This window comes from Cupriavidus sp. FW305-27, assembly GCF_058787995.1.
Genome location: NZ_JBYTAG010000012.1, coordinates 97,634 through 123,005, shown reverse-complemented (window position 1 = coordinate 123,005; position 25,372 = coordinate 97,634). Strand labels below are relative to the sequence as shown.

The 25,372-nt window shown below is 67.6% G+C and carries 24 protein-coding genes; 16 read left to right on the top strand and 8 right to left on the bottom strand.

Going from position 1 to position 25,372, the window contains the following annotated elements; translation table 11 throughout:
- Together AC3WRI_RS08485 and AC3WRI_RS08480 are read right to left on the bottom strand one after the other, a co-directional pair.
- Positions 1 to 197, bottom strand: a 197-nt coding sequence (locus tag AC3WRI_RS08485) for an NAD-dependent epimerase/dehydratase family protein (protein WP_492293107.1), incomplete at its 3' end; no start/stop codon positions are given.
- A 44-nt stretch (positions 198 to 241) separates the two neighbouring features.
- The gene (locus tag AC3WRI_RS08480) at positions 242 to 1,993 is read right to left on the bottom strand and encodes a glycosyltransferase family 39 protein (protein WP_492293105.1); all 1,752 of its coding nucleotides are present in this window, start codon (positions 1,991 to 1,993) and stop codon (positions 242 to 244) included.
- Between the two features lie 216 nt (positions 1,994 to 2,209).
- Here AC3WRI_RS08480 and AC3WRI_RS08475 point away from each other — a divergent pair, with 216 nt between their 5' ends.
- Together AC3WRI_RS08475 and AC3WRI_RS08470 are read left to right on the top strand one after the other, a co-directional pair.
- Complete coding sequence (locus AC3WRI_RS08475; RefSeq protein WP_492293103.1) at positions 2,210 to 2,881, top strand: response regulator; 672 nt, start codon at positions 2,210 to 2,212, stop codon at positions 2,879 to 2,881.
- Positions 2,878 to 4,233 (top strand): ATP-binding protein, encoded by a 1,356-nt coding sequence (locus tag AC3WRI_RS08470; RefSeq protein WP_010810142.1) that lies wholly within the window; start codon positions 2,878 to 2,880, stop codon positions 4,231 to 4,233. Before AC3WRI_RS08475 ends, AC3WRI_RS08470 begins: the two co-directional genes overlap by 4 nt.
- Before the next feature lie 57 nt (positions 4,234 to 4,290).
- Here AC3WRI_RS08470 and AC3WRI_RS08465 read toward each other — a convergent pair whose 3' ends face one another.
- Positions 4,291 to 6,645 carry a Tex family protein gene (locus AC3WRI_RS08465; protein ID WP_492293101.1) on the bottom strand — a complete coding sequence of 785 codons (2,355 nt, stop codon included), beginning with the start codon at positions 6,643 to 6,645 and terminating at the stop codon, positions 4,291 to 4,293.
- Positions 6,646 to 6,814: 169 nt separating this feature from the next.
- Here AC3WRI_RS08465 and AC3WRI_RS08460 point away from each other — a divergent pair, with 169 nt between their 5' ends.
- From AC3WRI_RS08460 to yoaA, 3 genes are all read left to right on the top strand, one after another.
- Positions 6,815 to 7,606, top strand: coding sequence for a hypothetical protein (locus tag AC3WRI_RS08460; RefSeq protein WP_010810140.1), 792 nt, complete (start codon positions 6,815 to 6,817; stop codon positions 7,604 to 7,606).
- A 34-nt stretch (positions 7,607 to 7,640) separates the two neighbouring features.
- Entirely contained in the window at positions 7,641 to 7,844 is a 204-nt protein-coding gene (locus AC3WRI_RS08455; protein WP_010810139.1) for a DUF465 domain-containing protein, read from the top strand.
- 71 nt (positions 7,845 to 7,915) lie between these two features.
- Positions 7,916 to 10,051, top strand: a complete 2,136-nt coding sequence (yoaA, locus tag AC3WRI_RS08450) for a DNA repair helicase YoaA (RefSeq protein ID WP_010810138.1) — start codon at positions 7,916 to 7,918, stop codon at positions 10,049 to 10,051.
- Positions 10,052 to 10,130: 79 nt separating this feature from the next.
- On the opposite strand, the gene AC3WRI_RS08445 is transcribed toward yoaA, so the two are convergent.
- Positions 10,131 to 10,961, bottom strand: coding sequence for an outer membrane protein assembly factor BamD (locus tag AC3WRI_RS08445; RefSeq protein ID WP_011615082.1), 831 nt, complete (start codon positions 10,959 to 10,961; stop codon positions 10,131 to 10,133).
- A 17-nt stretch (positions 10,962 to 10,978) separates the two neighbouring features.
- Here AC3WRI_RS08445 and AC3WRI_RS08440 point away from each other — a divergent pair, with 17 nt between their 5' ends.
- Positions 10,979 to 12,235, top strand: coding sequence for an RluA family pseudouridine synthase (locus AC3WRI_RS08440; protein WP_058697293.1), 1,257 nt, complete (start codon positions 10,979 to 10,981; stop codon positions 12,233 to 12,235).
- A complete protein-coding gene (pgeF, locus tag AC3WRI_RS08435; protein WP_041687280.1) occupies positions 12,219 to 13,016 on the top strand; it encodes a peptidoglycan editing factor PgeF in 798 nt (265 codons plus the stop codon). Before AC3WRI_RS08440 ends, pgeF begins: the two co-directional genes overlap by 17 nt.
- Positions 13,017 to 13,029: 13 nt before the next feature.
- On the opposite strand, the gene AC3WRI_RS08430 is transcribed toward pgeF, so the two are convergent.
- A complete protein-coding gene (locus AC3WRI_RS08430) occupies positions 13,030 to 13,233 on the bottom strand; it encodes a hypothetical protein (protein WP_010810134.1) in 204 nt (67 codons plus the stop codon).
- Positions 13,234 to 13,680: 447 nt separating this feature from the next.
- Here AC3WRI_RS08430 and AC3WRI_RS08425 point away from each other — a divergent pair, with 447 nt between their 5' ends.
- The 4 genes from AC3WRI_RS08425 (at position 13,681) to phaR (ending at position 18,519) form a co-directional block, all read left to right on the top strand.
- On the top strand, positions 13,681 to 15,450 hold the full coding sequence (locus tag AC3WRI_RS08425; RefSeq protein WP_492293100.1) for a class I poly(R)-hydroxyalkanoic acid synthase: 1,770 nt from the start codon (positions 13,681 to 13,683) through the stop codon (positions 15,448 to 15,450).
- 84 nt (positions 15,451 to 15,534) lie between these two features.
- The gene (locus AC3WRI_RS08420; RefSeq protein WP_010810132.1) at positions 15,535 to 16,716 is read left to right on the top strand and encodes an acetyl-CoA C-acetyltransferase; all 1,182 of its coding nucleotides are present in this window, start codon (positions 15,535 to 15,537) and stop codon (positions 16,714 to 16,716) included.
- 74 nt (positions 16,717 to 16,790) lie between these two features.
- Positions 16,791 to 17,531: a 3-ketoacyl-ACP reductase gene (locus tag AC3WRI_RS08415; RefSeq protein ID WP_010810131.1), complete on the top strand. Its 741-nt coding sequence runs from the start codon at positions 16,791 to 16,793 to the stop codon at positions 17,529 to 17,531.
- A gap of 436 nt (positions 17,532 to 17,967) precedes the next feature.
- A complete protein-coding gene (gene phaR, locus AC3WRI_RS08410; RefSeq protein ID WP_010810130.1) occupies positions 17,968 to 18,519 on the top strand; it encodes a polyhydroxyalkanoate synthesis repressor PhaR in 552 nt (183 codons plus the stop codon).
- A 56-nt stretch (positions 18,520 to 18,575) separates the two neighbouring features.
- On the opposite strand, the gene AC3WRI_RS08405 is transcribed toward phaR, so the two are convergent.
- Together AC3WRI_RS08405 and AC3WRI_RS08400 are read right to left on the bottom strand one after the other, a co-directional pair.
- A complete protein-coding gene (locus tag AC3WRI_RS08405; protein WP_010810129.1) occupies positions 18,576 to 18,866 on the bottom strand; it encodes an addiction module antidote protein in 291 nt (96 codons plus the stop codon).
- A gap of 3 nt (positions 18,867 to 18,869) precedes the next feature.
- Positions 18,870 to 19,019: a type II toxin-antitoxin system RelE/ParE family toxin gene (locus tag AC3WRI_RS08400; protein WP_439671584.1), complete on the bottom strand. Its 150-nt coding sequence runs from the start codon at positions 19,017 to 19,019 to the stop codon at positions 18,870 to 18,872.
- A 321-nt stretch (positions 19,020 to 19,340) separates the two neighbouring features.
- Here AC3WRI_RS08400 and AC3WRI_RS08395 point away from each other — a divergent pair, with 321 nt between their 5' ends.
- The 5 genes from AC3WRI_RS08395 to AC3WRI_RS08375 all read left to right on the top strand — a co-directional run bounded on the left by AC3WRI_RS08395 (position 19,341) and on the right by AC3WRI_RS08375 (position 25,124).
- Positions 19,341 to 20,309 (top strand): tRNA dihydrouridine synthase, encoded by a 969-nt coding sequence (locus AC3WRI_RS08395; RefSeq protein WP_439671585.1) that lies wholly within the window; start codon positions 19,341 to 19,343, stop codon positions 20,307 to 20,309.
- Positions 20,310 to 20,443: 134 nt separating this feature from the next.
- Positions 20,444 to 21,823: a 30S ribosomal protein S12 methylthiotransferase RimO gene (gene rimO / locus AC3WRI_RS08390; protein ID WP_492293098.1), complete on the top strand. Its 1,380-nt coding sequence runs from the start codon at positions 20,444 to 20,446 to the stop codon at positions 21,821 to 21,823.
- A 91-nt stretch (positions 21,824 to 21,914) separates the two neighbouring features.
- Positions 21,915 to 23,099, top strand: coding sequence for a beta-ketothiolase BktB (gene bktB / locus AC3WRI_RS08385; RefSeq protein ID WP_011615089.1), 1,185 nt, complete (start codon positions 21,915 to 21,917; stop codon positions 23,097 to 23,099).
- Positions 23,100 to 23,107: 8 nt separating this feature from the next.
- Entirely contained in the window at positions 23,108 to 23,734 is a 627-nt protein-coding gene (locus AC3WRI_RS08380) for a hypothetical protein (RefSeq protein ID WP_010810124.1), read from the top strand.
- Positions 23,735 to 23,900: 166 nt separating this feature from the next.
- The gene (locus tag AC3WRI_RS08375; RefSeq protein WP_011615090.1) at positions 23,901 to 25,124 is read left to right on the top strand and encodes a cystathionine beta-lyase; all 1,224 of its coding nucleotides are present in this window, start codon (positions 23,901 to 23,903) and stop codon (positions 25,122 to 25,124) included.
- 6 nt (positions 25,125 to 25,130) lie between these two features.
- Here the strand turns inward: AC3WRI_RS08375 and AC3WRI_RS08370 are convergent, their stop codons facing one another.
- A complete protein-coding gene (locus AC3WRI_RS08370) occupies positions 25,131 to 25,370 on the bottom strand; it encodes a DUF2789 domain-containing protein (RefSeq protein WP_010810122.1) in 240 nt (79 codons plus the stop codon).
- Positions 25,371 to 25,372 lie beyond the last annotated feature (2 nt).

Genomic DNA, 25,372 nt, shown 5'->3' with positions numbered 1-25,372 from the left:
TACTCGATCCACTCCTTGTTGATGGTGATGTCACCCTCGAAGAAGTGCATGCGCGGGTGGTCGACGAGGTCGCCGAGACGGTCCGACGACATGTCCATGCCGTAGACCTCCCACGGCGTGGTTTCCAGGATGCGGCGCGTCAGGTGATGGCCGATAAAGCCGTTGACGCCGAGGATCAGTACTTTCTTGCCTTGCATTGGATTTGACGAATGGCAGGGGAAATCGGGAGGCGCCGGCGCGGCTAGCGCGCGCCGGCGAGGGGGAAGTTGGCGACGGCCACGCGCCGCCAGTCGCGCGCGACGACATGCATCGGCACGCGCGCGCTCAGTTCAGAGAATGCCTGCGGCGAGAGCAGCGCGATGGCACGCGGGCCATGCTGCCAGGCATCGACGAAGTCATCGAGGGTCGGCAGCCACTTCTGCGGCTCCTGTCCGGCGCCGAACGCGAGCTCGTCGGCCTGCGCCACCATGGTGAGCGGATGGCGCAGGTAGAAGGGCAGGGTATGGTCGAGCATGCCGACGCCGTAGAGCGGCATGCCGGGGCGCAGCACGCGTTCGATCGGCGCCACCATGTCGATGCCCGAGGCGGAGCGGCCGATCGCTTCATGGCCCAGCAATGCGGTGGAGAATGCCAGCAGCATGCCGAATGCATAGGCCGTGATGCTGGCCAGGCGGCCATGCCGCCGCAGCAGCCACAGCCCGATGGCGGCGCTGGTAATCACCAGCGCGAATGCCAGCGCCACCCATGCGGCATACGCGTGGTACAGCGCGTTGGGGGTGTTGTTGGAATCCAGCGTGGCCACGACCGGGCTTGCCAGCAGGCCGATCGCGCCCACCGCCAGCATGGCGCACAGCTGCCTGCGCCAGGGTTGGTCACCGGTCCGCGCCAGCGCTGCGCCCGCCAGGATCGCCAGTGCGGGAAACAGCGGCAGGATGTAGCCGGGCAGCTTCGAGCCCGACAGGCTGAAGAACACGAAGATCGACACCGCCCACAGCCCTGCCATCAGCGCAGGCTGGAACGGCCTGGACCCACCCGCGGCAACCACGCCGGTACGCTGCCCGACCGCGCGGACCATGCCGGGAACCAGCCCGAGCCACGGCAGGAAGCCGCCCACCAGCAGCGGCACGAAGTACCACAGCCCGCCCTTGCGCGCATGCACGGTCGAGGTGTATCGCTGCCAGTGCTCGTGGATAAAGAAAAAGCGCAGGAATTCCGGATTGCGCCGCGCCACCAGCCAGTACCAAGGCATCGCCACCAGCAGCATCAGGGCGATGCCGGCCGGCGCATGCAGGCGGCGCCACAGTGCGAGGTCGCGCGTCACGCAGGTGTACACCACCAGCACCAGTCCCGGCAGCGCCAGCCCGACCAGCCCCTTGGTCAGCACCGCCACGCCCATGGCCGCCCAGCACGCCAGCATCCAGCGGCGGCGTGCCGGCGCCGTGGCGTGCGGATGCTGGGCCAGCAGCATGCACGCGAGCACGCAGGCCATGCTGCCGGACAGCGTCATGTCCAGCGTATTGAAGTGCGCGGCGAGGTTCCACATGGGCGCGCTTGCCAGCACCAGTCCGGCCAGCAAGCCCGCACGCGCGCCGAACCAGCGCGCGGCGGCCAGCATCGATATTCCCAGCCCGGCGATGCCGGCCAGCGCCACGCACAGCCGCGCCTGCCAGTCGCCGATGCCGAACAGCGCGTACGACACCGCCGTGGCCCACATATGGAACGGCGGCTTCTCGAAGTACTTCAGCCCGTTGTAGCGGATCGTGACCCAGTCGCCCGTGCTCAGCATCTCGCGGGCGATCTCGGCATAGCGGCCCTCGTCGGGCCCGAGCAGGTGGCGCACGCCCAGCGTGCCGAACCAAAGCAGCGCGAACGCCAGCACCACCAGCCCGAGCGTCACCGCGGGCACGTCCGCCAGCCGCGTGGCATGCCACGGCGCGGCGGGCCGGGCGCTGATGAGCCCAGGCTCGGCGGCGAGGCGGTCGGAACGGTGCATGATGCGCAAACGGCTCGGCGTGAAAGGGAAGGGTGGGTGGTGGCGCGCGTGGCGGCGTGCAGGCGCTCGGCGGCAAGGCCATGTCCACGCTGGCGGCCCGCGCCGCGTTGAACAGCGGGGCGCCTGCAAAGTGAGCGCAGGATAGTTCGCGAACCTTAATGGCACATTAAGGCGGGGCGCGCACAATACCGTGATACGTCCGGGTCACCCGAGAAAATGAGAATCCTTATTGTTGAAGACGACCCGATGCTGGGTGACGGGCTGCGGCGCGGCCTGCAGCTGCTCGACTATGCGGTCGACTGGTTCAGCACCGGCACCGAAGCCGACCATGCGCTCGGCGTGGTCCACTACGATGCCGTGGTGCTGGACCTGGGCCTGCCAGGGGAAGACGGCATGTCGCTGCTCGCGCGCTGGCGTGGGCGCGGCAGCCGCATCCCGGTGATCGTGCTGACCGCGCGCGATGCGATCGACAGCCGCATCGGCGGCCTTGACGCCGGTGCCGACGACTACCTGGTCAAGCCGATCGCGCTCGATGAGCTGGCGGCCCGGCTGCGTGCCGTGACCCGCCGCGCCGCGGGCCTGTCGTCTCCAGTGTGGAAGCACGGCGCGCTGGAATTCCATCCGGCCGCGCGCCAGGCGTACTGGCAGGGCAAGCCCCTGGAGCTGACCAGCCGCGAAGCCATGCTGCTGGAGCTGCTGCTGGCGCACCCCAACCGGCTGCTGACGCGCGACTTCCTGCGCGACAAGCTCTATGACTGGCAGGGCGGCGTTGAAAGCAACGCGCTGGAAGTCCATATCCACCACCTGCGCCGCAAGATCCATCCGAAGATCGTGCGCACCTTCCGCGGCGCCGGCTACACGCTGGGCGCGGCCGAGGATTGCACATGACGTTGCAGCGCCGGCTCATCCTTGCGGTGCTGATCGCCGCGCCGGTGGTGTGGCTGCTGACCATCGGCATGACCTACGTGCGCGCCCGGCACGAGATCAATGAACTCTATGACACCGACATGGTGCGCATGGCGCTGCAGATGCATTCGGTGGTGCCGCTGGTGGATGTCGCCGCGGCGCCGTCGCGCACCCGGCTGCCAGAGCTGGTCGAGGGCGACCAGGGCGATGCGGGCCTGGGCGATCTCGCCATCGCCGCCTGGCTGCCGGACGGCAAGCCCTTGCATATCGATCCCGAGGGCGACCTGCTGCCGCGTGCGCCAGGAGTGAAGGGCTTTACCGACGTCACCATCGACAAGCAGTCCTGGCGGCTTTACTACCTCGATGATCCCGACACGGGCTGGCGCGTCTGCGTGGGCCAGCAACTGGCCGAGCGCAATGAGCTGATCCTGTCCTATATCGCCGCGCAGGTGCTGCCGTGGGCCGCAGGCCTGCCGGTGCTGATCGGCCTGTTGATCTGGTTCATGCGGCGCGCGATGGCGCCGGTGCGCGCGTTGTCGACCGATATTGAAGGCCGCGCCCCCCAAGACCGCCGGCCGCTCAGCCTGCAGGCAGTGCCGGGCGAACTGGTGCCGCTGGTGCACGCCATGAACCGCCTGCTGGCGCGCGTGTCGGATTCGATCGAGCATGAACGGCGCCTCACCGCCGATGCTGCCCATGAGATGCGCACGCCGTTGGCCGCGCTGAAGGCGCAGTGGGAAATCGCCGAGCGTTCGGCCGATGACGCCGAGCGCGCGCAGGCACGCGCCAACGTGGCCACCGGCATCGACCGCATCAGCCGGCTGGTGTCGCAGCTGCTGACGCTGAGCCGGCTGGAAGATGCTGCCGGCCTGCCGTCACGCCAGCCGGTCAACTGGATCCCGGTGGCGCAGCAGGCGCTGTCGGACTGCCTGGCTCTGGCGCAGCGGAAGCAGGTCGACGTCGAGCTGGAGTGGCCCCCGGAAGGGCAGGCGCCATTGCCGGTGGCGGGTGACGCCAACCTGCTGTCGCTGCTGCTGCGCAACCTGCTCGACAACGCCATCCGCTACAGCCCGCCGGGCGCGCTGGTGACCATCGATTTCCGGCCCGACAGCGTCACGGTGCTCGACCAGGGCCCGGGCGTCGCGCCTGACGTGCTGGCGCGGCTGGGCGATCGCTTCTTCCGTGGCGGATCGGGGCAGCGCGAGCAGGGCCACGGCCTCGGCATTTCGATCGCGCAGCGCGTGGCGCGGCTGCATGGGCTGGAGATTGCGTTCGCCAACCGCACCGATGGCGCCGGCAAGGGCCTGGCCGTTCGGATCGCGCACGGCGGCTGAAAACGACGACGCCCCGCACGGTCGCCCGTGCGGGGCGTCATGCCATCGGCTTGCGGGCTAGCGCTTGAGCTTGGCGAAGGCCGCGGCCATGGCGCCGGCCGGTTCCGCCTCGCGGCGGCCGCCGTTGAAGCCCTTGCCGCCGCCGTTGCGTTGGCCGCCGCGGTCACCACGGTCGCCGCCGGCACGCGCCGCGGCCTGGCCTGGCTCGTCGTCCAGGCGCATCGACAGGCCGATGCGGTTGCGCTTGACGTCGACCTCCATCACCTTGACCTTGACGATCTGGCCGGCCTTGACCACCTCATGCGCGTCCTTGACGAACTTGTTGGACAGTGCCGAGATGTGGACCAGGCCGTCCTGGTGCACGCCGATATCGACAAAGGCGCCGAAGGCCGCCACGTTGGTGACCACGCCTTCCAGCACCATGCCGGGCTGCAGGTCCTTCACGTCTTCCACGCCTTCCTGGAAGGTTGCGGTCTTGAACTCGGGGCGCGGATCGCGGCCCGGCTTTTCCAGCTCGGACAGGATGTCGCGCACGGTCGGCAGGCCGAAGGAGTCGTCGGTGAACTGCGTCGGCGACAGGCCGCGCAGCGCGTCGCGGTTGCCCATCACGTCGCGCAGGCCCTTCTTGACGTGTTCCAGGATGCGCTGCACCACCGGATACGCTTCCGGGTGCACCGAGGAGCGGTCCAGCGGATTGTCGCCGTCGTTGATGCGCAGGAAGCCGGCGGCCTGCTCGAAGGTCTTGTCGCCCAGGCGCGGCACCTGCTTCAGCGCGTCGCGGTTGGGGAAGGCGCCATTGGCGTCGCGGAACTCGACGATATTGCGCGCCAGCACCGTGTTCAGGCCCGACACGCGCGCCAGCAGCGGCGCCGAGGCGGTGTTGACGTCCACGCCCACGGCGTTGACGCAGTCTTCGACCACGGCGTCCAGCGCCCGCGCCAGCTCGCGCTGGTTGACGTCATGCTGGTACTGGCCCACGCCGATCGACTTGGGATCGATCTTGACCAGTTCGGCCAGCGGATCCTGCAGCCGGCGGGCAATCGACACCGCGCCGCGCAACGACACATCCAGGTCCGGGAATTCCTTGGCGGCCAGTTCCGACGCCGAATACACCGAAGCGCCGGCCTCGCTGACCACAATCTTGGTCAGCTTCAGCTCGGGCATCTGCTTCATCAGGTCCTGCACCAGCTTGTCGGTTTCGCGGCTGGCGGTGCCGTTGCCGATCGACACCAGCGCCACATTGTGCTGCGTTGCCAGGCGCGCCAGCGTGGCGAGCGAGCCGTTCCAGTCGCGGCGCGGCTCGTGCGGGTAGATGGTGGCGGTGTCCAGCAGCTTGCCGGTGCTGTCCACCACGGCGATCTTGCAGCCGGTGCGGATGCCCGGGTCGACGCCCATCACCGACTTGGGCCCGGCCGGCGCGGCCAGCAGCAGCTCATGCAGGTTGCGGCCGAACACCTTGATGGCTTCGTTCTCCGCGGTTTCGCGCAGCTGTGTCAGGAGTTCGGTTTCCAGGTGGGGCTGCACCTTGACGCGCCAGCACCAGCGGCATACGTCGCCCAGCCACTTGTCGGCCGGGCGGCCCAACTGCTGGATGCCGACATGGCGCGCGATCATGCCTTCGCACGGGTGCGGCACCATCGCGTCCTGTTCCTCGCCCAGGCCCAGCTTGACCATCAGCACGCCCGCGTTGCGGCCGCGGAACAGCGCCAGCGCGCGGTGCGACGGCACCGTGCGGATGGTCTCGCTGTAGGCGTAGTAGTCGCGGAACTTCTCTTCCTCGGCGGTTTCCTTGCCTTCCATCACGGTGGAGGACACCACGCCGTTGGTCCACAGGTGCTCGCGCAGCTTGCCCAGCAGTTCCGCAGTCTCGCCGAACTGCTCGGACAGGATGTCGCGCGCGCCGTCCAGCGCGGCCTTGACGTCAGGCACGCCGCCGTCGGCGGTCGGGTTGCCGTTGACGTACCTGGCGGCCTCGGCCTGCGGATCCAGCGTGGGATCGGCCAGCAGTGCCAGCGCCAGCGGCTCCAGCCCGCATTCGCGCGCGATCTGGGCGCGGGTGCGGCGCTTGGGCTTGTAGGGAAGGTAGAGGTCTTCGAGCGCCTGCTTGGTTTCGGCGGCCTCGATGGCGGCCTGCAGCTCGGGCGTCAGCTTGCCTTGCTCCTGGATCGACGCGAGGATGGCAGCGCGGCGGTCTTCCATGTCGCGCAGGTACAGCAGGCGCTCTTCCAGGTTGCGCAGCTGCGTGTCATCGAGGTTGCCGGTCACTTCCTTGCGGTAGCGGGCGATGAAGGGCACGGTGGCGCCTTCGTCGAGCAGCGCCACGGCCGCGGCCACCTGGCGGGGCTGCACGGACAGTTCAGCCGCGATGAGCGAGACGATCTTTTGCGAGACGGATGCGGGCAGGTTGGACATCGGAGAGCGCGGCGAGAAACGCAGTCAGTCGAAAGCGGGGCATTTTGCCACAAGCGCGCAAGGGATTCGCCAGGGCGCGCAGCGGGTGCGGGGCGGGCGGCGTCCCGCGCACGTCCGCAACGGCCCGGCAGGGCAGGCCGGTGCCCGGCCCGGATGCTAGAATCCGGTCATGACCGTCAAGTCCCGCCCGGCCGCCGCCAAGGCCACCATCCTGGCCATGCCAACCTTCGCCAACGTGCCTGAAACTTCCCTGTTCCGCTTCGGCCGCCTGGCTGCACTGGCCGTGGCTGCATGCGCCGTGCTGATGCCGCTGCGCGAGGCGCGCGCCCAGACTTCCGCGCCCGCGGCGCCACCCGCCGCCAACGGCCAGCGCGACTTTGCCGCCGAACGCAAGGCCGTCGAGGATTCGCGCGCCTGGACCAACTACCGCTTTGCGGCCGCCGAGCGCGAGTGCTACGGCAAGTTCTTTGTCAACCACTGCATCAACAGCGCCAAGGAAGTCCAGCGCGAGGAGCTGCAGGTGCTGCGCAAGCGCGAACTGGAGGTAGGCGAGGCCGAACGCGCCTACCGCGCCGCCGAGCGCGACCGCGAACAGGCGCTGCGCCGCGCCGAGTTCGAGGCCAGCCAGCCGAAGCGCTCGGCCAGCGAGCAGTCCAGCCGCGATGCCTTCCAGAAGAAGCAGCAGGAACAGCAACTGCGCGAGGCGCAGCGCCAGGGCGAGGCGCCGCAGCGTGCCGCCAATGCGCAGGCGTACGAAAAGAAGCAGTCTGACTTCGACGCCCGCATGCAGGAGGCCCAGCAGAAGGGCGCCGAGCAGGCCCGCCAGCGGCAGGAGAATGTCAAGGCATACGAGGCCAAGCAGCGCGACCTCGAACGGCGCCAGAAGGAGCTGGAAGAGCGCCGCGCCAAGGCGAAGGAGCAACAGGGGCAGGCATCGGCGCCGCGCCCGTTCGGCTTTTGAGGTCCGGCACCGTGACTGCGCAGCGGAGGCATAGATGGACAGCAACCTGAATACCCTGGAGCGGCGCATCATGGAGTTGCAGATCGAGCACCGCGACCTGGATTTCCTGATCGACCGCCTTGCCAACGATGCCGTCCATGACGAACTGCAGCTGCGCCGGCTGAAGAAGCGCCGCCTCAAGCTGAAGGACGCCATCACGCTGCTGCAGCTGCAGCTCGAACCCGACGTGCCGGCCTGAGCGCATTCGCGCCAGGCTTGCCGATCGCCGCCGGCGCTGTCCGGCGGCCCATACAACATTCTCCCCCTGCCTTGTCCGATCTTCCAGATTCTCCTGAGCCGTCCGAAGCCGTCAGCCTGACCGACGCCGGGTCGCCCGCGCCTGCCGCGCCCGCCGACGACGGCGCCAGCCGCGGCGCGGAACTGGCCACCATCTTTGCCGATACCGGCACGCTGGCCCAGGCGATTCCCGGCTACCGGCCGCGCGCCTCGCAGCACAAGATGGCCGAGGCCGTCGCCGACGCGATCGTGCAGAACGATTCCGTCATCGTCGAAGCGGGCACCGGCACCGGCAAGACCTACGCCTACCTGGTGCCGGCGATGCTGTGGGGCGGCAAGGTGATCCTGTCGACCGGCACCAAGAACCTGCAGGACCAGCTCTTCCTGCGCGACATCCCCACGGTGCGCCATGCGCTGAACGTGCCGGTCTCGGTGGCGCTGCTCAAGGGCCGCGCCAACTACGTCTGCCACTACCACCTGGAACGCGCTCAGGCCAACGGCCGCCTGGCGTCGCGCCAGGATGCGGCGTGGCTGCGCGACATCGGCCGCTTCATCAAGGAAACCTCCACCGGCGACAAGGCCGAGCTGGCGTCCGTTCCCGAGAACGCGCCGGTATGGCAGATGGTGACCTCCACGCGCGACAACTGCCTGGGATCGGAATGCCCGCATTACAAGGAATGCTTTGTGATGCGCGCGCGCAAGGAAGCGCAGCAGGCCGACGTGGTGGTGGTCAACCATCACCTGTTCTTTGCCGACGTGGTGCTGCGCGACACCGGCATGGCGGAACTGCTGCCGGCCGCCAACACCGTGATCTTCGACGAAGCCCACCAGCTGCCCGAGACCGCCACGCTGTTCTTCGGCGAGACGCTGTCCACCAGCCAGCTGCTGGAAATCGCCCGCGATACCGTGGCCGAAGGCCTGTCGCACGCGCGCGATGCGGTGGACTGGGTTGCGCTGGCCGCGCCGCTGGAGCGCGCCGCGCGCGACCTGCGCCTGGCCTTCAGCAAGGACAATGCGCGGCTGGCGCTGGGCCAGATCGAGGCCGACCGCCGTATCGCCGAGCCTTTCAACGAAACGCTCGATGCGCTGGACGAAGCCCTGTCAGACTTCGTCGAGATGCTCGAAAGCCAGGCCGAGCGTGCCGAATCGCTGCAGCAATGCCACCGCCGCGCGCTGGAGCTGGCTAACAAGCTGGCCGCGTGGCGCGCCGATGCCGCGCCCGCGCCGGCACCGCAGCCGACCGAGGGCGACGGCGAAGCCGCGCCGGCGCTGCCTGCCGGCCCTGAAACCGTGCGCTGGGTCGAGGTGTTCTCGCATACTGTGCAGCTGCACCGCACGCCGCTGTCGATCGCGCCGATCTTCACGCGCCAGCGCGACGGCCAGCCGCGCGCCTGGGTTTTCACCTCGGCGACGCTGTCGGTGAAGGGGAATTTCACCCACTACGCGGCGCAGCTGGGGCTCGACAAGGACCGCTCGCTGACGCTGCCCAGCCCGTTCGATTACGCGAAGCAGGGGCTGCTCTACGTGCCGCGCGATATGCCGCAGCCGCAGTCGCCGCAGTTCACCGACGCGGTGGTGCAGGCGGCATTGCCGCTGATCGAGGCCGCCGGCGGACGCACCTTCCTGCTGTGCACCACGCTGCGCGCCGTGCAGCGTGCCTCGGACCTGCTTTATGACGCGTTTGCCGAGCGCGGCCTGAACCTGCCGCTGCTGGTGCAGGGCCAGGCCAGCCGCACCGAATTGCTGGACCGCTTTCGCGAGCTGGGCAACGCGGTGCTGGTCGGAAGCCAGAGCTTCTGGGAGGGCGTGGATGTGCGCGGCGAGGCGCTGTCGCTGGTGATCATCGACAAGCTGCCGTTCGCGCCGCCCGACGACCCGGTGCTGGCCGCGCGCATGGAAGTGCTGCAGAAGAAGGGCCTGAGCCCGTTTGCCGTGCACCAGCTGCCGCATGCGGTGATCACGCTCAAGCAGGGGGCGGGGCGGCTGATCCGCTCGGAATCGGACCGCGGCGTGCTGGCGATCTTCGATACGCGGCTGGTCGAGAAGCCCTATGGCCGTCAGATCTGGCAAAGCCTGCCGCCGTTCACGCGCACGCGTGAGGCGGCGACGGTGGTGCGGTTCCTGGAGTCGCTGCGCGGTCCTGGCAAGGAGGCCGCAGCAGCGGACTGATCGCACAGGTGCCGGAAAAAGAAAAACGGGACGTATCGGAGGATACGTCCCGTTTTTTATGGCCTCTGGCCAGCCGGCGTCAGAACACTTCCCACCAGGACTTGTCTTTGCGGCGCGCGCCGTACTTGATGAAATCGCTGTCCGGGAAATTGCGCTCCATCACGCGTGCGGTGTCGTCGCGCAGGTCCTTCATTCCCATCGCGTCATATGAACGGACCATGATGTACAGCGCTTCTTCGTTGGCCGGAGCGCCGTCATAGTCCTTCAGCGCCTGCTGGGCGCGGTTGACGGCGGCGAGGTATGCGCCGCGCCGGTAGTAGTAGCGCGCGGCGTGCACTTCGTGCTGGGCCAGCGAGTTGACGATGTACTGCATGCGCAGCGTGGCGTCGGGGGTGTACTTGCTTTCCGGGTAGCGCGTGATCAGCGTATTGAACGCGTCATAGGCGGCGCGCGCGGCCTTGGGGTCGCGCTCGCTCAGGTCCTGGCCCGAGAAGCGGCCCAGCCAGCCCAGGTTGTCGTTGAAGTTGATCAGGCCCTTGAGGTAGTAGGCGTAATCGATATTGGGATGGTTCGGGTGCAGCTGGATGAAGCGGTCCACCGCGGCCAGGGCTGCTGCCGTTTCACCATCCTTGTAGTTGGCGTAGGCGGTATCGATCTGGGCCTGCTGTGCATAGCGCCCAAACGGATAGCGGCCTTCGAGCTTTTCATACAGCTTGACGGCACGCGTGTAGTCGCCGCCATCCAGCGCATCCTTGGCTTCCGAATATAATTTGTTGGCCGACCAGCCTGCGGTCTCGTCGGGTTGGTCCGCCAGCAGGCCGCATGCAGACAGCATGACGCAGCCGCCTGCGAGCAGAACCGCTCCAATTGTCGTGCGCCAGCGCGCGCGTTTCATGCTCTGCAATTGCATGGGCAATCGTATCCCGGATGAAGAAAAATAGCGTCAAGCATTATAGCCCAAGCCCCCAGCCCAACCCCGAAGCAGGAGCTGGCGTGGGAGGACTTCCACCAGAACGGGTGCGCGCAGCCGCGTCCGTGGCCGATTTCGAGGCCCATCCAGAGGAATTTGAAGACCTTGCCGAGGTGCCGCCCGGCGGCGCGCCGGCTGCCGAGCCGGCCGTGACCCTGTCGCTGGAGGTGGACAGCGCCTCGCATGGCGAGCGGCTCGATAAATTGCTCGCGCGTCACTTCAGCGAGTTTTCACGCAGCCGCCTGCAGCAGTGGATCGAAAGCGGCGCGGTGCGTGTCGACGGCCACGTGCGCCGTCCGCGCGACGCCGTGCAGATGGGCAACCGCATCGAAATCCAGCCGCAGGCCGCACCGGAATCGTCCGCTTTCTCGCCCGAGGACGTGCCGCTGGACGTGGTCTATGAAGACGACACCCTGCTGGTGATCAACAAGCCCGCCGGGCTGGTGGTGCATCCGGCTGCCGGTAACTGGAGCGGCACCGTGCTCAACGGGTTGCTGCACCGCGACCCCGGCGCAGCGTTGCTGCCGCGCGCGGGCATCGTGCACCGGCTCGACAAGGAAACCTCCGGCCTGATGGTGGTGGCGCGCTCGCTGACCGCGCAGACCGACCTGGTGCGCCAGCTGCAGGCGCGCACGGTCAAGCGCACCTATATCGCGCTGGTGTGGGGCCGCACCTATGACGAGGGCACCATCGACGCGCCCATCGGCCGCGACCCGCGCGAGCGCACGCGCATGGCGGTCGTGCATACCGCCAGCGGCAAGCCGTCGCGCACGCATTTCCGCACGCTGGCCACGGTGCCGCTGGGGCGGGGCTTCGTGTCGATGGTGATGTGCAAGCTGGAGACCGGCCGCACGCACCAGATCCGCGTGCATTTCGAGTCGATCGGCCACCCGCTGGTGGGCGACCCGGCCTACTTCCGCGCCACGCAGCGCGGGCAGCGCCCGGCGGTCCGCGCACCGCTGCCGGTGCCGTATGAGCGCCAGGCGCTGCATGCGTACCAGCTCGGCCTGGTGCATCCGGCCACCGGCAAGCGCATGTCGTGGACCGCGCAGCCGCCGCAGGACCTGCAGGCGCTGATCGATGCGCTGGATTTTGAAAGCGCGCAGGCCGACGAGGAAGAAGAAGGCTGGGACGAAGTCTGGGAAGGCGGCGAGGCCCACTGGGAATACGCTGGTGATGACGAGGACGACGATGACGATGAGCGCAGCGCCTGATCGCGCCTGGCTGGTCCCTGACTGGCCCGCGCCGGCGCGTGTGCGCGCGTTGTCAACCACGCGCCAGGGCGGTGTCAGCAAGGGCCCGTACGGGCTTGCCGGCGGCGCCCCCGGCGGCCTGAACCTGGGCACCCACGTTGGCGACGACGCCGCCGACGTGGCGCGCAACCGCGCGCGGCTGGCCGCCTGCCTGCCGTCGATGCCGCAATGGCTGGAGCAGGTGCATGGCTGCGCGGTCGCCACGGTCGACCATGTGGCGGCCCCGGGCGCGCCCGTGCCCCAGGCCGACGCGAGCCTGGCGGTGGTACCCGGCCAAGTCTGCGCCGTGATGACGGCGGATTGCCTGCCGGTGCTGCTATGCGATGCGCAGGGGACGGTGGTGGGCGCCGCGCATGCGGGCTGGCGCGGCCTGTGCAGCGGCGTGATCGAAGCCACGCTGTCACGGATGCAGGCCGCTGCCGGTGCCGCGCGCTGGCTGGCATGGCTGGGCCCGGCCATCGGCCCCGATGCGTTCGAGGTGGGTGCCGAAGTGCGCGATGCCTTCCTGGCCCAGGCACGCGCCGATGAACAGGTCGCGGTTGCCGCAGCCTTCCGCCCTGGTGCCCCGGGCAAGTACCTTGCCGACATCTATGCGCTGGCGCGCACGCGCCTGGCGCGCGCCGGCTGTACCGAGGTCTACGGCGGCGACGCCTGCACCGTGGCCGACGCCGGTCGCTTCTACTCCTATCGGCGCGATGGCGTGACCGGCCGCATGGCCAGCCTGGTCTGGCTGGCGGACTGAGCCCGCCGCTGCCTCACTCGTCCTTGCCCCTGGCCGCCTGCGCGCGCTCGGCTTCAGCCTTGCGTCGGCGGCGGCCGGGCGTGCCCATGATGTAGAGCACCAGCGCCACCGGCGCCATGCCATACATCAGGAAGGTGGCAACGCCTGCCACCACGTTGTGCTCGGTGATCGCCATCATCAGCGCCACGTAGAGCCAGCCAATGGCCACGATGTACATCAAAAATTCATCCTTCTCGCCTATGCTCTGGGGCCTCGGCAGATGCGAGCGCTGCATACCGTCCGGTAGGTCGGGAAGCGTGCAGTGCCGAGGCGGATTCCCGCATTGACAGCGCGTGCGTTGCAAGGCAACAATGGACTCAAATGTCTCGGAATCGCTGACGATTCCCAGGTTTCTCCGGCAAGCATAGCGCATGGCGTCTCCATGCGAGGATGTCGCGCTTGCCGGATAAAAGGGGAGCCGCTATCGGAATGGACGCAAGCCGCGGCCGCAGCAGGTGCGGTCGAGGGCTTCCAGCCAGTTCCAGGGCAGATGTGCCGGCAGACCCTCCCGCTTTGGGGGAGGCGCAAGCCGGGTCCATTCGGATAGCATCTCCCCATGCAAAGTGCCGGCCAGGGCAATGCCCGGAGCCGGTTCGAATAGTGACGGCAGAGAGACAATCAAATCATGGCGACCGGCAAAGGCGCGGCAGCTTCCACGCAGGAAGGCAAGTCCCAACCATTCAAGTTCACGCCGGGGCCATTCGATCCAGCCACATGGCTGGAATGGTCCCGCCAGTGGCAGGGCACTGAAGGCAACGGCCACGCTGCCGCGTCCGGCATTCCGGGCCTGGATGCGCTGGCAGGCGTCAAGATCGCGCCGGCGCAGCTGGGTGATATCCAGCAGCGCTACATGAAGGACTTCTCAGCGCTGTGGCAGGCTATGGCCGAGGGCAAGGCCGAGGCCACCGGTCCGCTGCACGACCGGCGCTTCGCCGGCGACGCATGGCGCACCAACCTCCCATATCGCTTCGCTGCCGCGTTCTACCTGCTCAATGCGCGCGCCTTGACCGAGCTGGCCGATGCCGTCGAGGCCGATGCCAAGACGCGCCAGCGCATCCGCTTCGCGATCTCGCAATGGGTCGATGCGATGTCGCCCGCCAACTTCCTTGCCACCAATCCCGAGGCGCAGCGCCTGCTGATCGAGTCGGGCGGCGAATCGCTGCGTGCCGGCGTGCGCAACATGATGGAAGACCTGACACGCGGCAAGATCTCGCAGACCGACGAGAGCGCGTTTGAGGTCGGCCGCAATGTCGCGGTGACCGAAGGCGCCGTGGTCTTCGAGAACGAGTACTTCCAGCTGTTGCAGTACAAGCCGCTGACCGACAAGGTGCACGCGCGCCCGCTGCTGATGGTGCCGCCGTGCATCAACAAGTACTACATCCTGGACCTGCAGCCGGAGAGCTCGCTGGTGCGCCATGTGGTGGAGCAGGGACATACGGTGTTTCTGGTGTCGTGGCGCAATCCGGACGCCAGCATGGCCGGCAGCACCTGGGACGACTACATCGAGCACGCGGCCATCCGCGCCATCGAAGTCGCGCGCGACATCAGCGGCCAGGACAAGATCAACGTGCTCGGCTTCTGCGTGGGCGGCACCATTGTCTCGACCGCGCTGGCGGTGCTGGCCGCGCGCGGCGAGCACCCGGCCGCCAGCGTCACGCTGCTGACCACGCTGCTGGACTTTGCCGACACCGGCATCCTCGACGTCTTTGTCGACGAGGGCCATGTGCAGTTGCGCGAGGCCACGCTGGGCGGCGGCGCCGGCGCGCCGTGCGCGCTGCTGCGCGGCCTTGAGCTGGCCAATACCTTCTCGTTCCTGCGCCCGAACGACCTGGTGTGGAACTACGTGGTCGACAACTACCTGAAGGGCAACACGCCGGTGCCGTTCGACCTGCTGTTCTGGAACGGCGACGCCACCAACCTGCCGGGGCCGTGGTACTGCTGGTATCTGCGCCACACGTACCTGCAGAACGAGCTCAAGGTACCGGGCAAGCTGACCGTGTGCGGCGTGCCGGTGGACCTGGCCAGCATCGACGTGCCGACCTATATCTACGGCTCGCGCGAAGACCATATCGTGCCGTGGACCGCGGCCTATGCCTCGACCGCGCTGCTGGCGAACAAGCTGCGCTTCGTGCTGGGTGCGTCGGGCCATATCGCCGGTGTGATCAACCCGCCGGCCAAGAACAAGCGCAGCCACTGGACTAACGATGCGCTGCCGGAGTCGCCGCAGCAATGGCTGGCCGGCGCCATCGAGCATCACGGCAGCTGGTGGCCGGACTGGACCGCATGGCTGGCCGGGCAGGCCGGCGCGAAACGCGCCGCGCCCGCCAACTATGGCAATGCGCGCTATCGCGCAATCGAACCCGCGCCTGGGCGATACGTCAAAGCCAAGGCATGACGCTTGCATGAGTGCCGGCGTGCGTCATGCACGGCGCCGGCAGGCTTGCAGGTTCCCTCCCGTTTCCATTGAAAGGACTACACAATGACTGACGTTGTCATCGTATCCGCCGCCCGCACCGCGGTCGGCAAGTTTGGCGGCTCGCTGGCCAAGATCCCGGCACCGGAACTGGGTGCCGTGGTCATCAAGGCCGCGCTGGAGCGCGCCGGCGTCAAGCCGGAGCAGGTGAGCGAAGTCATCATGGGCCAGGTGCTGACCGCCGGTTCGGGCCAGAACCCCGCACGCCAGGCCGCGATCAAGGCCGGCCTGCCGGCGATGGTGCCGGCCATGACCATCAACAAGGTGTGCGGCTCGGGCCTGAAGGCCGTGATGCTGGCCGCCAACGCGATCATGGCGGGCGACGCCGAGATCGTGGTGGCCGGCGGCCAGGAAAACATGAGCGCCGCCCCGCACGTGCTGCCGGGCTCGCGCGATGGTTTCCGCATGGGCGATGCCAAGCTGGTCGACACCATGATCGTCGACGGCCTGTGGGACGTGTACAACCAGTACCACATGGGCATCACCGCCGAGAACGTGGCCAAGGAATACGGCATCACACGCGAGGCGCAGGATGAGTTCGCCGTCGGCTCGCAGAACAAGGCCGAAGCCGCGCAGAAGGCCGGCAAGTTTGACGAAGAGATCGTCCCGGTGCTGATCCCGCAGCGCAAGGGCGACCCGGTGGCCTTCAAGACCGACGAGTTCGTGCGCCAGGGCGCCACGCTGGACAGCATGTCCGGCCTCAAGCCCGCCTTCGACAAGGCCGGCACGGTGACCGCGGCCAACGCCTCGGGCCTGAACGACGGCGCCGCCGCGGTGGTGGTGATGTCGGCGGCCAAGGCCAAGGAACTGGGCCTGACCCCGCTGGCCACGATCAAGAGCTATGCCAACGCCGGTGTCGATCCCAAGGTGATGGGCATGGGCCCGGTGCCGGCCTCCAAGCGCGCCCTGTCGCGCGCCGAGTGGACCCCGCAAGACCTGGACCTGATGGAGATCAACGAGGCCTTTGCCGCGCAGGCGCTGGCGGTGCACCAGCAGATGGGCTGGGACACCTCCAAGGTCAATGTGAACGGCGGCGCCATCGCCATCGGCCACCCGATCGGCGCGTCGGGCTGCCGTATCCTGGTGACGCTGCTGCACGAGATGAAGCGCCGTGACGCGAAGAAGGGCCTGGCCTCGCTGTGCATCGGCGGCGGCATGGGCGTGGCGCTGGCAGTCGAGCGCAAATAAGGAAGGGGTTTTCCGGGGCCGCGCGCGGTTGGCGCGGACCCGGCGACGATAACGAAGCCAATCAAGGAGTGGACATGACTCAGCGCATTGCGTATGTGACCGGCGGCATGGGTGGTATCGGAACCGCCATTTGCCAGCGGCTGGCCAAGGATGGCTTTCGTGTGGTGGCCGGTTGCGGCCCCAACTCGCCGCGCCGCGAAAAGTGGCTGGAGCAGCAGAAGGCCCTGGGCTTCGATTTCATTGCCTCGGAAGGCAATGTGGCTGACTGGGACTCGACCAAGACCGCATTCGACAAGGTCAAGTCCGAGGTCGGCGAGGTTGATGTGCTGATCAACAACGCCGGTATCACCCGCGACGTGGTGTTCCGCAAGATGACCCGCGCCGACTGGGATGCGGTGATCGACACCAACCTGACCTCGCTGTTCAACGTCACCAAGCAGGTGATCGACGGCATGGCCGACCGTGGCTGGGGCCGCATCGTCAACATCTCGTCGGTGAACGGGCAGAAGGGCCAGTTCGGCCAGACCAACTACTCCACCGCCAAGGCCGGCCTGCATGGCTTCACCATGGCACTGGCGCAGGAAGTGGCGACCAAGGGCGTGACCGTCAACACGGTCTCTCCGGGCTATATCGCCACCGACATGGTCAAGGCGATCCGCCAGGACGTGCTCGACAAGATCGTCGCGACGATCCCGGTCAAGCGCCTGGGCCTGCCGGAAGAGATCGCCTCGATCTGCGCCTGGTTGTCGTCGGAGGAGTCCGGTTTCTCGACCGGCGCCGACTTCTCGCTCAACGGCGGCCTGCATATGGGCTGACCTGCCGGCCTGGTTCAACCAGTCGGCAGCCGGCGCTGGCGCCCGCGTATTGCGGTGCAGCCAGCGCGGCGCACAAGGCGGCGGGCGTTTCGTTTCGCCGCCCGTTTCGCGGGCCGTCAAGGCCCGCGAATCGTTTCTGCCCGCGCGGCATTCCTCGCTTTTTGCGCCAATTCACCGGGTTTTCCTTAAGCCCCGTCGCTTTTCTTAGTGCCTTGTTGGGCATAGAATCAGGGCAGCGGCGCAGCCAGCACCATGTTCGTGCAGCGCGGCCCTCGCGGGGGCGAGGCTGCAGGCCGCCACGCGCAGCCATGCGCGAACGGGCCACCAGATGGCCGGCACGACAACAAGCAGATGGCGCGGGCGATACCGATTTGCGCACTGCACCCCATGCGGTGCAGCAGCGCGCAAACAGCGATGACACAAGGACAGAGCACCGATGGCCACGACCAAAAAAGGCGCAGAGCGACTGATCAAAAAGTATCCGAACCGTAGGCTCTACGACACCCAGACCAGCACCTACATCACCCTGGCCGACGTCAAGCAGCTGGTCATGGATTCAGAAGAATTCAAGGTCGTCGACGCCAAGTCTGGTGACGAACTGACCCGCAGCATCTTGCTGCAGATCATCCTGGAAGAAGAAACGGGCGGCGTGCCGATGTTCTCCAGCGCGATGCTGTCGCAGATCATCCGCTTCTACGGCCATGCCATGCAGGGCATGATGGGCACCTACCTGGAAAAGAACATCCAGGCCTTCATCGACATCCAGAACAAGCTGGCCGAGAACTCCAAGGGCCTGTATTCCGGCGAAACCTTCAGCCCCGACATGTGGTCGCAGTTCATGAACATGCAGGGCCCGATGATGCAGGGCATGATGAGCAACTACATCGAGCAGAGCAAGAACCTGTTCGTGCAGATGCAGGAGCAGATGCAAAGCCAGGCCAAAAATATGTTCGGGACGTTCCCGTTCAACCAGCCGGACAAGAAGTAAGACACTGGCAGCGGCGGGCGCTACACCCGCCGCATATCCCGCACGCTGGCTGGCACTCAGCCAGCGCTCGCATGCAGGCGGATGCCCAGCGCCCGCATCACCTTCCAGATCGTCCCGAACTCCGGATTGCCTTCGCCTGACAGCGAGCGGTAGAGGCTTTCGCGCGAAAGGCCCGTTTCGCGGGCCAGTCGCGTCATGCCGCGCGCACGCGCCACCACCCCGAGTGCGTAGGCAATGAATCGATCGTCGTCGCCGGCCTCGGCCAGGCAGGCATCCAGGTAGGCGGCGATCTCCTGATCGTTCCTCAGATGCTCGGCGGAGTCCCAGGGGCGGGTTGGTTCCTTCATGGCTCACTCCAGATCAAGATTGGCCGCCAGACTGCGTGCTCTTTCGATATCAGCGTGCTGGGTCGACTTGTTGCCTCCGCAGAGCAGGATCACAATTACCTGGCCGCGTTGCTGAAAGTAGATGCGGTAGCCCGGGCCGTGGTCCACGCGCATTTCGCTGACTCCACCGCCAAGGGCTTTAACGTTCCCCGGAATTCCTCATTGAACCCGGAAATTTGGGTTGTCCGGATGCTGAGCATACCTTACCGTAGCCTGTGGGCTACGGTATGAGAATCGCCGATCCCTGAAAACCGTGCTGATGCAAAGCAGGTAGAATGCGCGGTCTGCGTCCCCGGCGCACGCAATCACGCAACTCTCTCCAGCGGCGGCTCAGTGTGGACTCGCCTTTTGTGCGCGAAAACCCATGCCCTCCGTTATCCAATATGCTCGTCCGCCCCTTAAGGCCCGGCTCTCTGCTTCGATGAAGGCTTCGCCATGAGCCGGCTGTTCCTGGCCCCCATGGAAGGGCTTGCCGACTACGTCTTGCGCGACGTGCTGACCGACACTGGCGGCTACGACGGCTGTGTGTCCGAGTTCGTCCGGGTGACCGGTTCGTTGCTTCCCGCCCGCGTCTACGAGCGCGATACGCCCGAAATCCTCGCCGGCGGCTATACCCGCAGCGGCACGCCGATGGTGATCCAGTTGCTCGGCAGCGATCCGGAATGGCTGGCGCGCAATGCGGCCTATGCCGCGACCTTGTCGCCGCATGGCATCGACCTGAACTTCGGCTGCCCCGCCAAGGTCGTCAACCGGCATGGCGGCGGTGCCATGCTGCTGACGAATCCTGAGTTGTTGAACCGGATCGTCGCGTCCGTGCGCGCGGCGGTGCCGGCCCATATCGCCGTGACGGCAAAAATGCGGCTGGGCGTTTCCGATGCCTCGCTGGCCATTGATTGCGCCACGGCGCTGGCCGAAGGCGGCGCGGCTTCGCTCGTCGTGCATGCCCGGACGCGGGACCATGGCTACCGGCCGCCGGCCCACTGGGACTGGATCGCGCGCATTGCGGCGGCGGTGGACGTGCCGGTGATTGCCAACGGAGATGTCTGGACCGTCGCCGACTGGGAGCGTTGCCGGGCCGTCAGCGGTTGCGCCGACGTGATGATCGGGCGCGGCGCCGTGTCCGATCCTTTCCTGGCCTTGCGCATTCGCGGGCTGATGGACGGTTCGCCGTCGGACCAGGAGTGGCCGCTGGTGCTGCGCCAGATCGCCACCTACCTGAAAAAGCTGCATGCCCGTATCGCGTCGTGCCATGAGCATGGGCGCGTGAAACTGTGGCTCAGCTATCTCAAGCGGACCTGGCCACAGGCCGCCGAACTGCATGCGGCCATCCGGCGCATGCAGGACTCGATGGAGATAGAGCGGGTCCTGGAAGGCCTGCCGGGAGCCGCGACCGCGCCGGAATGACGCAGCCTGGGCCACATGTATGGTGTCAGGCGCCGAGAATTCATGGCAAACGGTTAAAATGCGCGATTGGCTCACCGGCTGCCGGCCTTGTCCCCGCATATTCGCCGCGCCCGCCCCCACATTCGGATTGCACTGTGAAAAACCCTTCAGAATCAACGACCCAGAAAGACCATAGTCCGCGTGTGGGATTCGTTTCCCTTGGCTGCCCCAAGGCCCTGGTCGACTCCGAGCAGATCATCACCCAGCTGCGCGCCGAGGGCTATGCCATCAGCGGCACCTATGACGGCGCTGACCTGGTCGTGGTCAATACCTGCGGCTTTATCGACGAGGCCGTGCAGGAGAGCCTGGACGCCATCGGCGAGGCCCTGACCGAGAACGGCAAGGTCATCGTCACCGGCTGCCTGGGTGCGAAGAAGGATGCGGCGGGCCACGACATCGTGTCGTCGGTGCACCCCAAGGTGCTGGCCGTGACCGGCCCGCATGCGCTGGGCGAGGTGATGCAGGCGGTGCACACGCACCTGCCCAAGCCGCATGACCCGTTCACCGACCTGGTGCCGGCCGCCGGCATCAAGCTGACGCCCAAGCATTACGCCTACCTGAAGATTTCCGAGGGCTGCAACCACCGTTGCTCGTTCTGCATCATCCCGTCGATGCGCGGCGACCTGGTGTCGCGCCCGGTGGCCGAGGTCATGCTGGAGGCCGAGAACCTGTTCAAGGCCGGCGTCAAGGAGCTGCTGGTGATCTCGCAGGACACCAGTGCCTATGGCGTCGACGTCAAGTACCGCACCGGCTTCTGGAACGGCCGTCCGCTCAGGACCCGCATGACCGAGCTGGTGGCGGCGCTGGGCGAGCTGGCCGCGCAGTACGGTGCCTGGGTGCGCCTGCATTATGTCTACCCGTACCCGCACGTCGACGAGATCATCCCGCTGATGTCGCAGGGCCATGTGCTGCCGTACCTCGATGTGCCGCTGCAGCACGCGCACCCGGACGTGCTCAAGCGCATGAAGCGCCCGGCCAATGCCGAGAAGACCATGGACCGCATCCGCGCCTGGCGCGAGATCTGCCCTGAGCTGACCATCCGCAGCACCTTTATCGCCGGCTTCCCGGGCGAGACCGAGGCGGAGTTCCAGACCCTGCTCGACTTTATCGCCGAAGCCGAACTGGACCGCGTCGGCTGCTTCGCCTACTCGCCGGTGGAGGGCGCCACCGCCAATGACCTGCCGGGCGCGCTGCCCGACGAGGTGCGCGAGGAACGCCGCGCCCGCTTCATGGAAGTGGCCGAAGAGGTCTCGGCGCGCCGCCTGCAGCGCAAGGTCGGCCAGACCCTGCGCGTGCTGGTGGACGAGGTCAACCAGGATGGCGGCATCGGCCGTTCGTCCGCGGATGCGCCGGAAATCGACGGCCTCGTCTATATCGCGCCGCCGGAACGCCACGCCCAGCGCTATCGCGCCGGCGAGTTCGTCGACGTGAAGATCACCGGCGCCGATGGCCACGACCTGTGGGGCGAGGTCTGAAACGGGTTGATTAGGTAAAAGTACGCTCGTTCGATTTCGTCCGCGTCCCGCTATACTGTGCGGTGCAACATAACCTCATGGAGACAAAGTCATGACGCGTGAAGTGGTAGTGGTAAGCGGTGTCCGTACCGCGATCGGGACCTTTGGCGGCAGCCTGAAGGATGTGGCACCGGCGGAGCTGGGCGCACTGGTGGTGCGCGAGGCGCTGGCGCGCGCGCAGGTGTCGGGCGACGATGTCGGCCACGTGGTATTCGGCAACGTGATCCAGACCGAGCCGCGCGACATGTATCTGGGCCGCGTCGCGGCCGTCAACGGCGGGGTGACGATCAACGCCCCCGCGCTGACCGTGAACCGCCTGTGCGGCTCGGGCCTGCAGGCCATTGTCAGCGCCGCGCAGACCATCCTGCTGGGCGATACCGACGTCGCCATCGGCGGCGGCGCGGAAAGCATGAGCCGCGCACCGTACCTGGCGCCGGCAGCGCGCTGGGGCGCACGCATGGGCGACGCCGGCCTGGTCGACATGATGCTGGGTGCGCTGCACGATCCCTTCCATCGCATCCACATGGGCGTGACCGCCGAGAATGTCGCCAAGGAATACGACATCTCGCGCGCGCAGCAGGACGAGGCCGCGCTGGAATCGCACCGCCGCGCTTCGGCAGCGATCAAGGCCGGCTACTTCAAGGACCAGATCGTCCCGGTGGTGAGCAAGGGCCGCAAGGGCGACGTGACCTTCGATACCGACGAGCACGTGCGCCATGACGCCACCATCGACGACATGACCAAGCTCAGGCCGGTCTTCGTCAAGGAAAACGGCACGGTCACGGCCGGCAATGCCTCGGGCCTGAACGACGCCGCCGCCGCGGTGGTGATGATGGAGCGCGCCGAAGCCGAGCGCCGCGGCCTGAAGCCGCTGGCCCGCCTGGTGTCGTACGGCCATGCCGGCGTGGACCCGAAGGCCATGGGCATCGGCCCGGTGCCGGCGACGAAGATCGCGCTGGAGCGCGCCGGCCTGCAGGTGTCGGACCTGGACGTGATCGAAGCCAACGAAGCTTTTGCCGCACAGGCGTGCGCCGTGACCAAGGCGCTCGGTCTGGACCCGGCCAAGGTTAACCCGAACGGCTCGGGCATCTCGCTGGGCCACCCGATCGGCGCCACCGGTGCCCTGATCACGGTGAAGGCGCTGCATGAGCTGAACCGCGTGCAGGGCCGCTACGCGCTGGTGACGATGTGCATCGGCGGCGGGCAGGGCATTGCCGCCATCTTCGAGCGTATCTGAGGTTAGCCTTGCGCCTTGCTTCGCTGACGAAGAACCTCTGCGCGCTCGGCCTGGCCGCCGTGCTCGCGCTGGCGGGCACGGCGCAGGCAGCGCCGGCGACCGAGCTGTCGACCGGCCCGGTTAACACCGGGCCAGCCGGCGGCGAAGGCCTGGGCATCAACCAGGCCATTCGCGACGGCGAAGCCCGGCGCGGCGGCACCTCGCTTTCCACTGGCGCGCCAAAACCCCTGGCGCCGCGGCCGGAATATGCGTCGCTGCCGGTCTACGTCGGCAAGGTCGGCGACCAGCCGGTGCGGCTGCGCCTGGGCCCCAAGCCTGACGAGCGCGACAGCGTGCGTGGCGAATACGCCGGCCGTGGCGCCGGTGTGCGCCTGCTGGCAGGCGAGTGGGAGGACGGCGCCTTCCTGATGGAGGAGTCCGACGACGGCACCCGCGTATCGGGCAACTGGGAAGGCAGCATCGACGCCAGCGGCGCCGTGCGCGGCACCTGGACCGACGCGTTCAACCCGGCCATCGTGCTGCCGTTCTTTATCCGCCCTCTGGGCGTGCTGGTGATCCCCCCGTTCGACATGAGGCCCAACAGCGGCGTCACTTACGCGCCGCCGCCGCCGAAGTCCTCGATTTCCGGCTGGTAAGCCGCTTACTAGTGTCCGCCGTTGCCATCGCCGGTGGCGCGGCCGGCATTTGCTGGTAAGCTCGGAGGCTCATCGAGTCTCATTCCTGACCGTGCCACGCTTCTGCCCGGGCGATACCGCCGGGGCAGCGCGCCGTGTCCGGCCAGCAGCCAGCAAGGAAACCGCCGTGTCCGATTCGCCATCCGACAAGCCCGCGTCGCCCGCCCATTACCTGCAAACCGTTGCGGTCCAGCCCGAGCTGGAGATCGCGCCCGGCTTTGCCTCGTTCTCTCCCGCCACGCACCGCGGCTCCACCGTGGTGTTCCGCAACCTCGCCGAACTACGCGCCCATGGCGACGGTGCCACCACCTACTGGCGCTATGGCCTGCACGCCACGCCCACCAGCGAGGCGCTGTGCCAGCACCTGGCGCTGCTGGAGGGCGCGCGCCACACGCTGCTGCAGCCGTCGGGGCTGGCGGCGATCTCGCTGGTCTACTTCGCGCTGCTCAAGAGCGGCGACGACGTGCTGGTTCCGCACAACGTCTACGGCCCCAACCGCGACCACGGCGAGTGGCTGGCACGCGAATTCGGCGTGACCGTGCGCTACTACGACCCGATGGACGCTGCTGCGATGGCGGCGATGATCCGGCCGAATACGCGCCTGATCTGGATGGAGTCGCCCGGTTCGGTGACCATGGAAGTGCCCGACAGCGACGCCATCGTCGCCGCGGCCAGGGCGCACGGCGTGCTGACCGCGATCGACAATACCTGGTCTGCCGGCATCTACTTCCGCCCGTTCGACAAGGGCATCGACATCTCGGTGCAGGCGCTGACCAAGTACCAGTCCGGCGGCAGCGACGTGCTGATGGGCGCGGTGCTGACCTGCGACGATGCGCTGCATGACCGCCTCAAGCGCACCCGCATGCTGATGGGCTGGGGTGTTTCCGCCGATGACTGCCACCTGGTGCTGCGCGGGCTGCCGAGCCTGCCGGTGCGCCTGGCCGCGCATGACCGTGCGGCCCGCGAAGTGGCGGAGTGGCTGCGCCAGCGGCCCGAGGTTGCGCGCGTGCTGCATCCTGCGCTGCCGGACTGCCCCGGCCACGCCAGCTGGCGGCGCGATTTCACCGGTGCCAGCGGGCTCTTTGCCATCATCCTGCGGGCACGCTATACACGCCAGCAGGTGGATGCCTTGGTCGAGGCGCTGCAGCTGTTTGCGATCGGCTGGTCCTGGGGCGGTGCCCACAGCCTGGCCGTGCCGTACCACGTGCAGGGCATGCGCCCGGCGGGCACCTGGCCGCCGGCCGGCTGGCAGGATGCCGGCGAACTGGTGCGGCTTTATATCGGCCTGGAAGACACGCGCGACCTGATCGCCGACCTGCGCCAGGCGCTGGAGGCTACGCTGGCCGCGTAAGCGGCCTCAGGCCGGCTGTCTCAGGGCGAGATTGAGCTGGTCGACGACCTCGGCCCAGTCGGCGTCGTCCAGCAGTTCGTCGCGCAGCAGCGTGGCCTGGGCGGGGGTCCAGAACGGTGCCTCGGCCAGCTCGACATCGTCGGGCAGCGGGGCGTGCGTGCCGATAAAGCTGCGGATGCTGGCTTCGTCGGAGGCCAGGCCGAGCTGGGCGAACAGTTCGGAAAACTGGTGGAAGGTCGATTCCATGG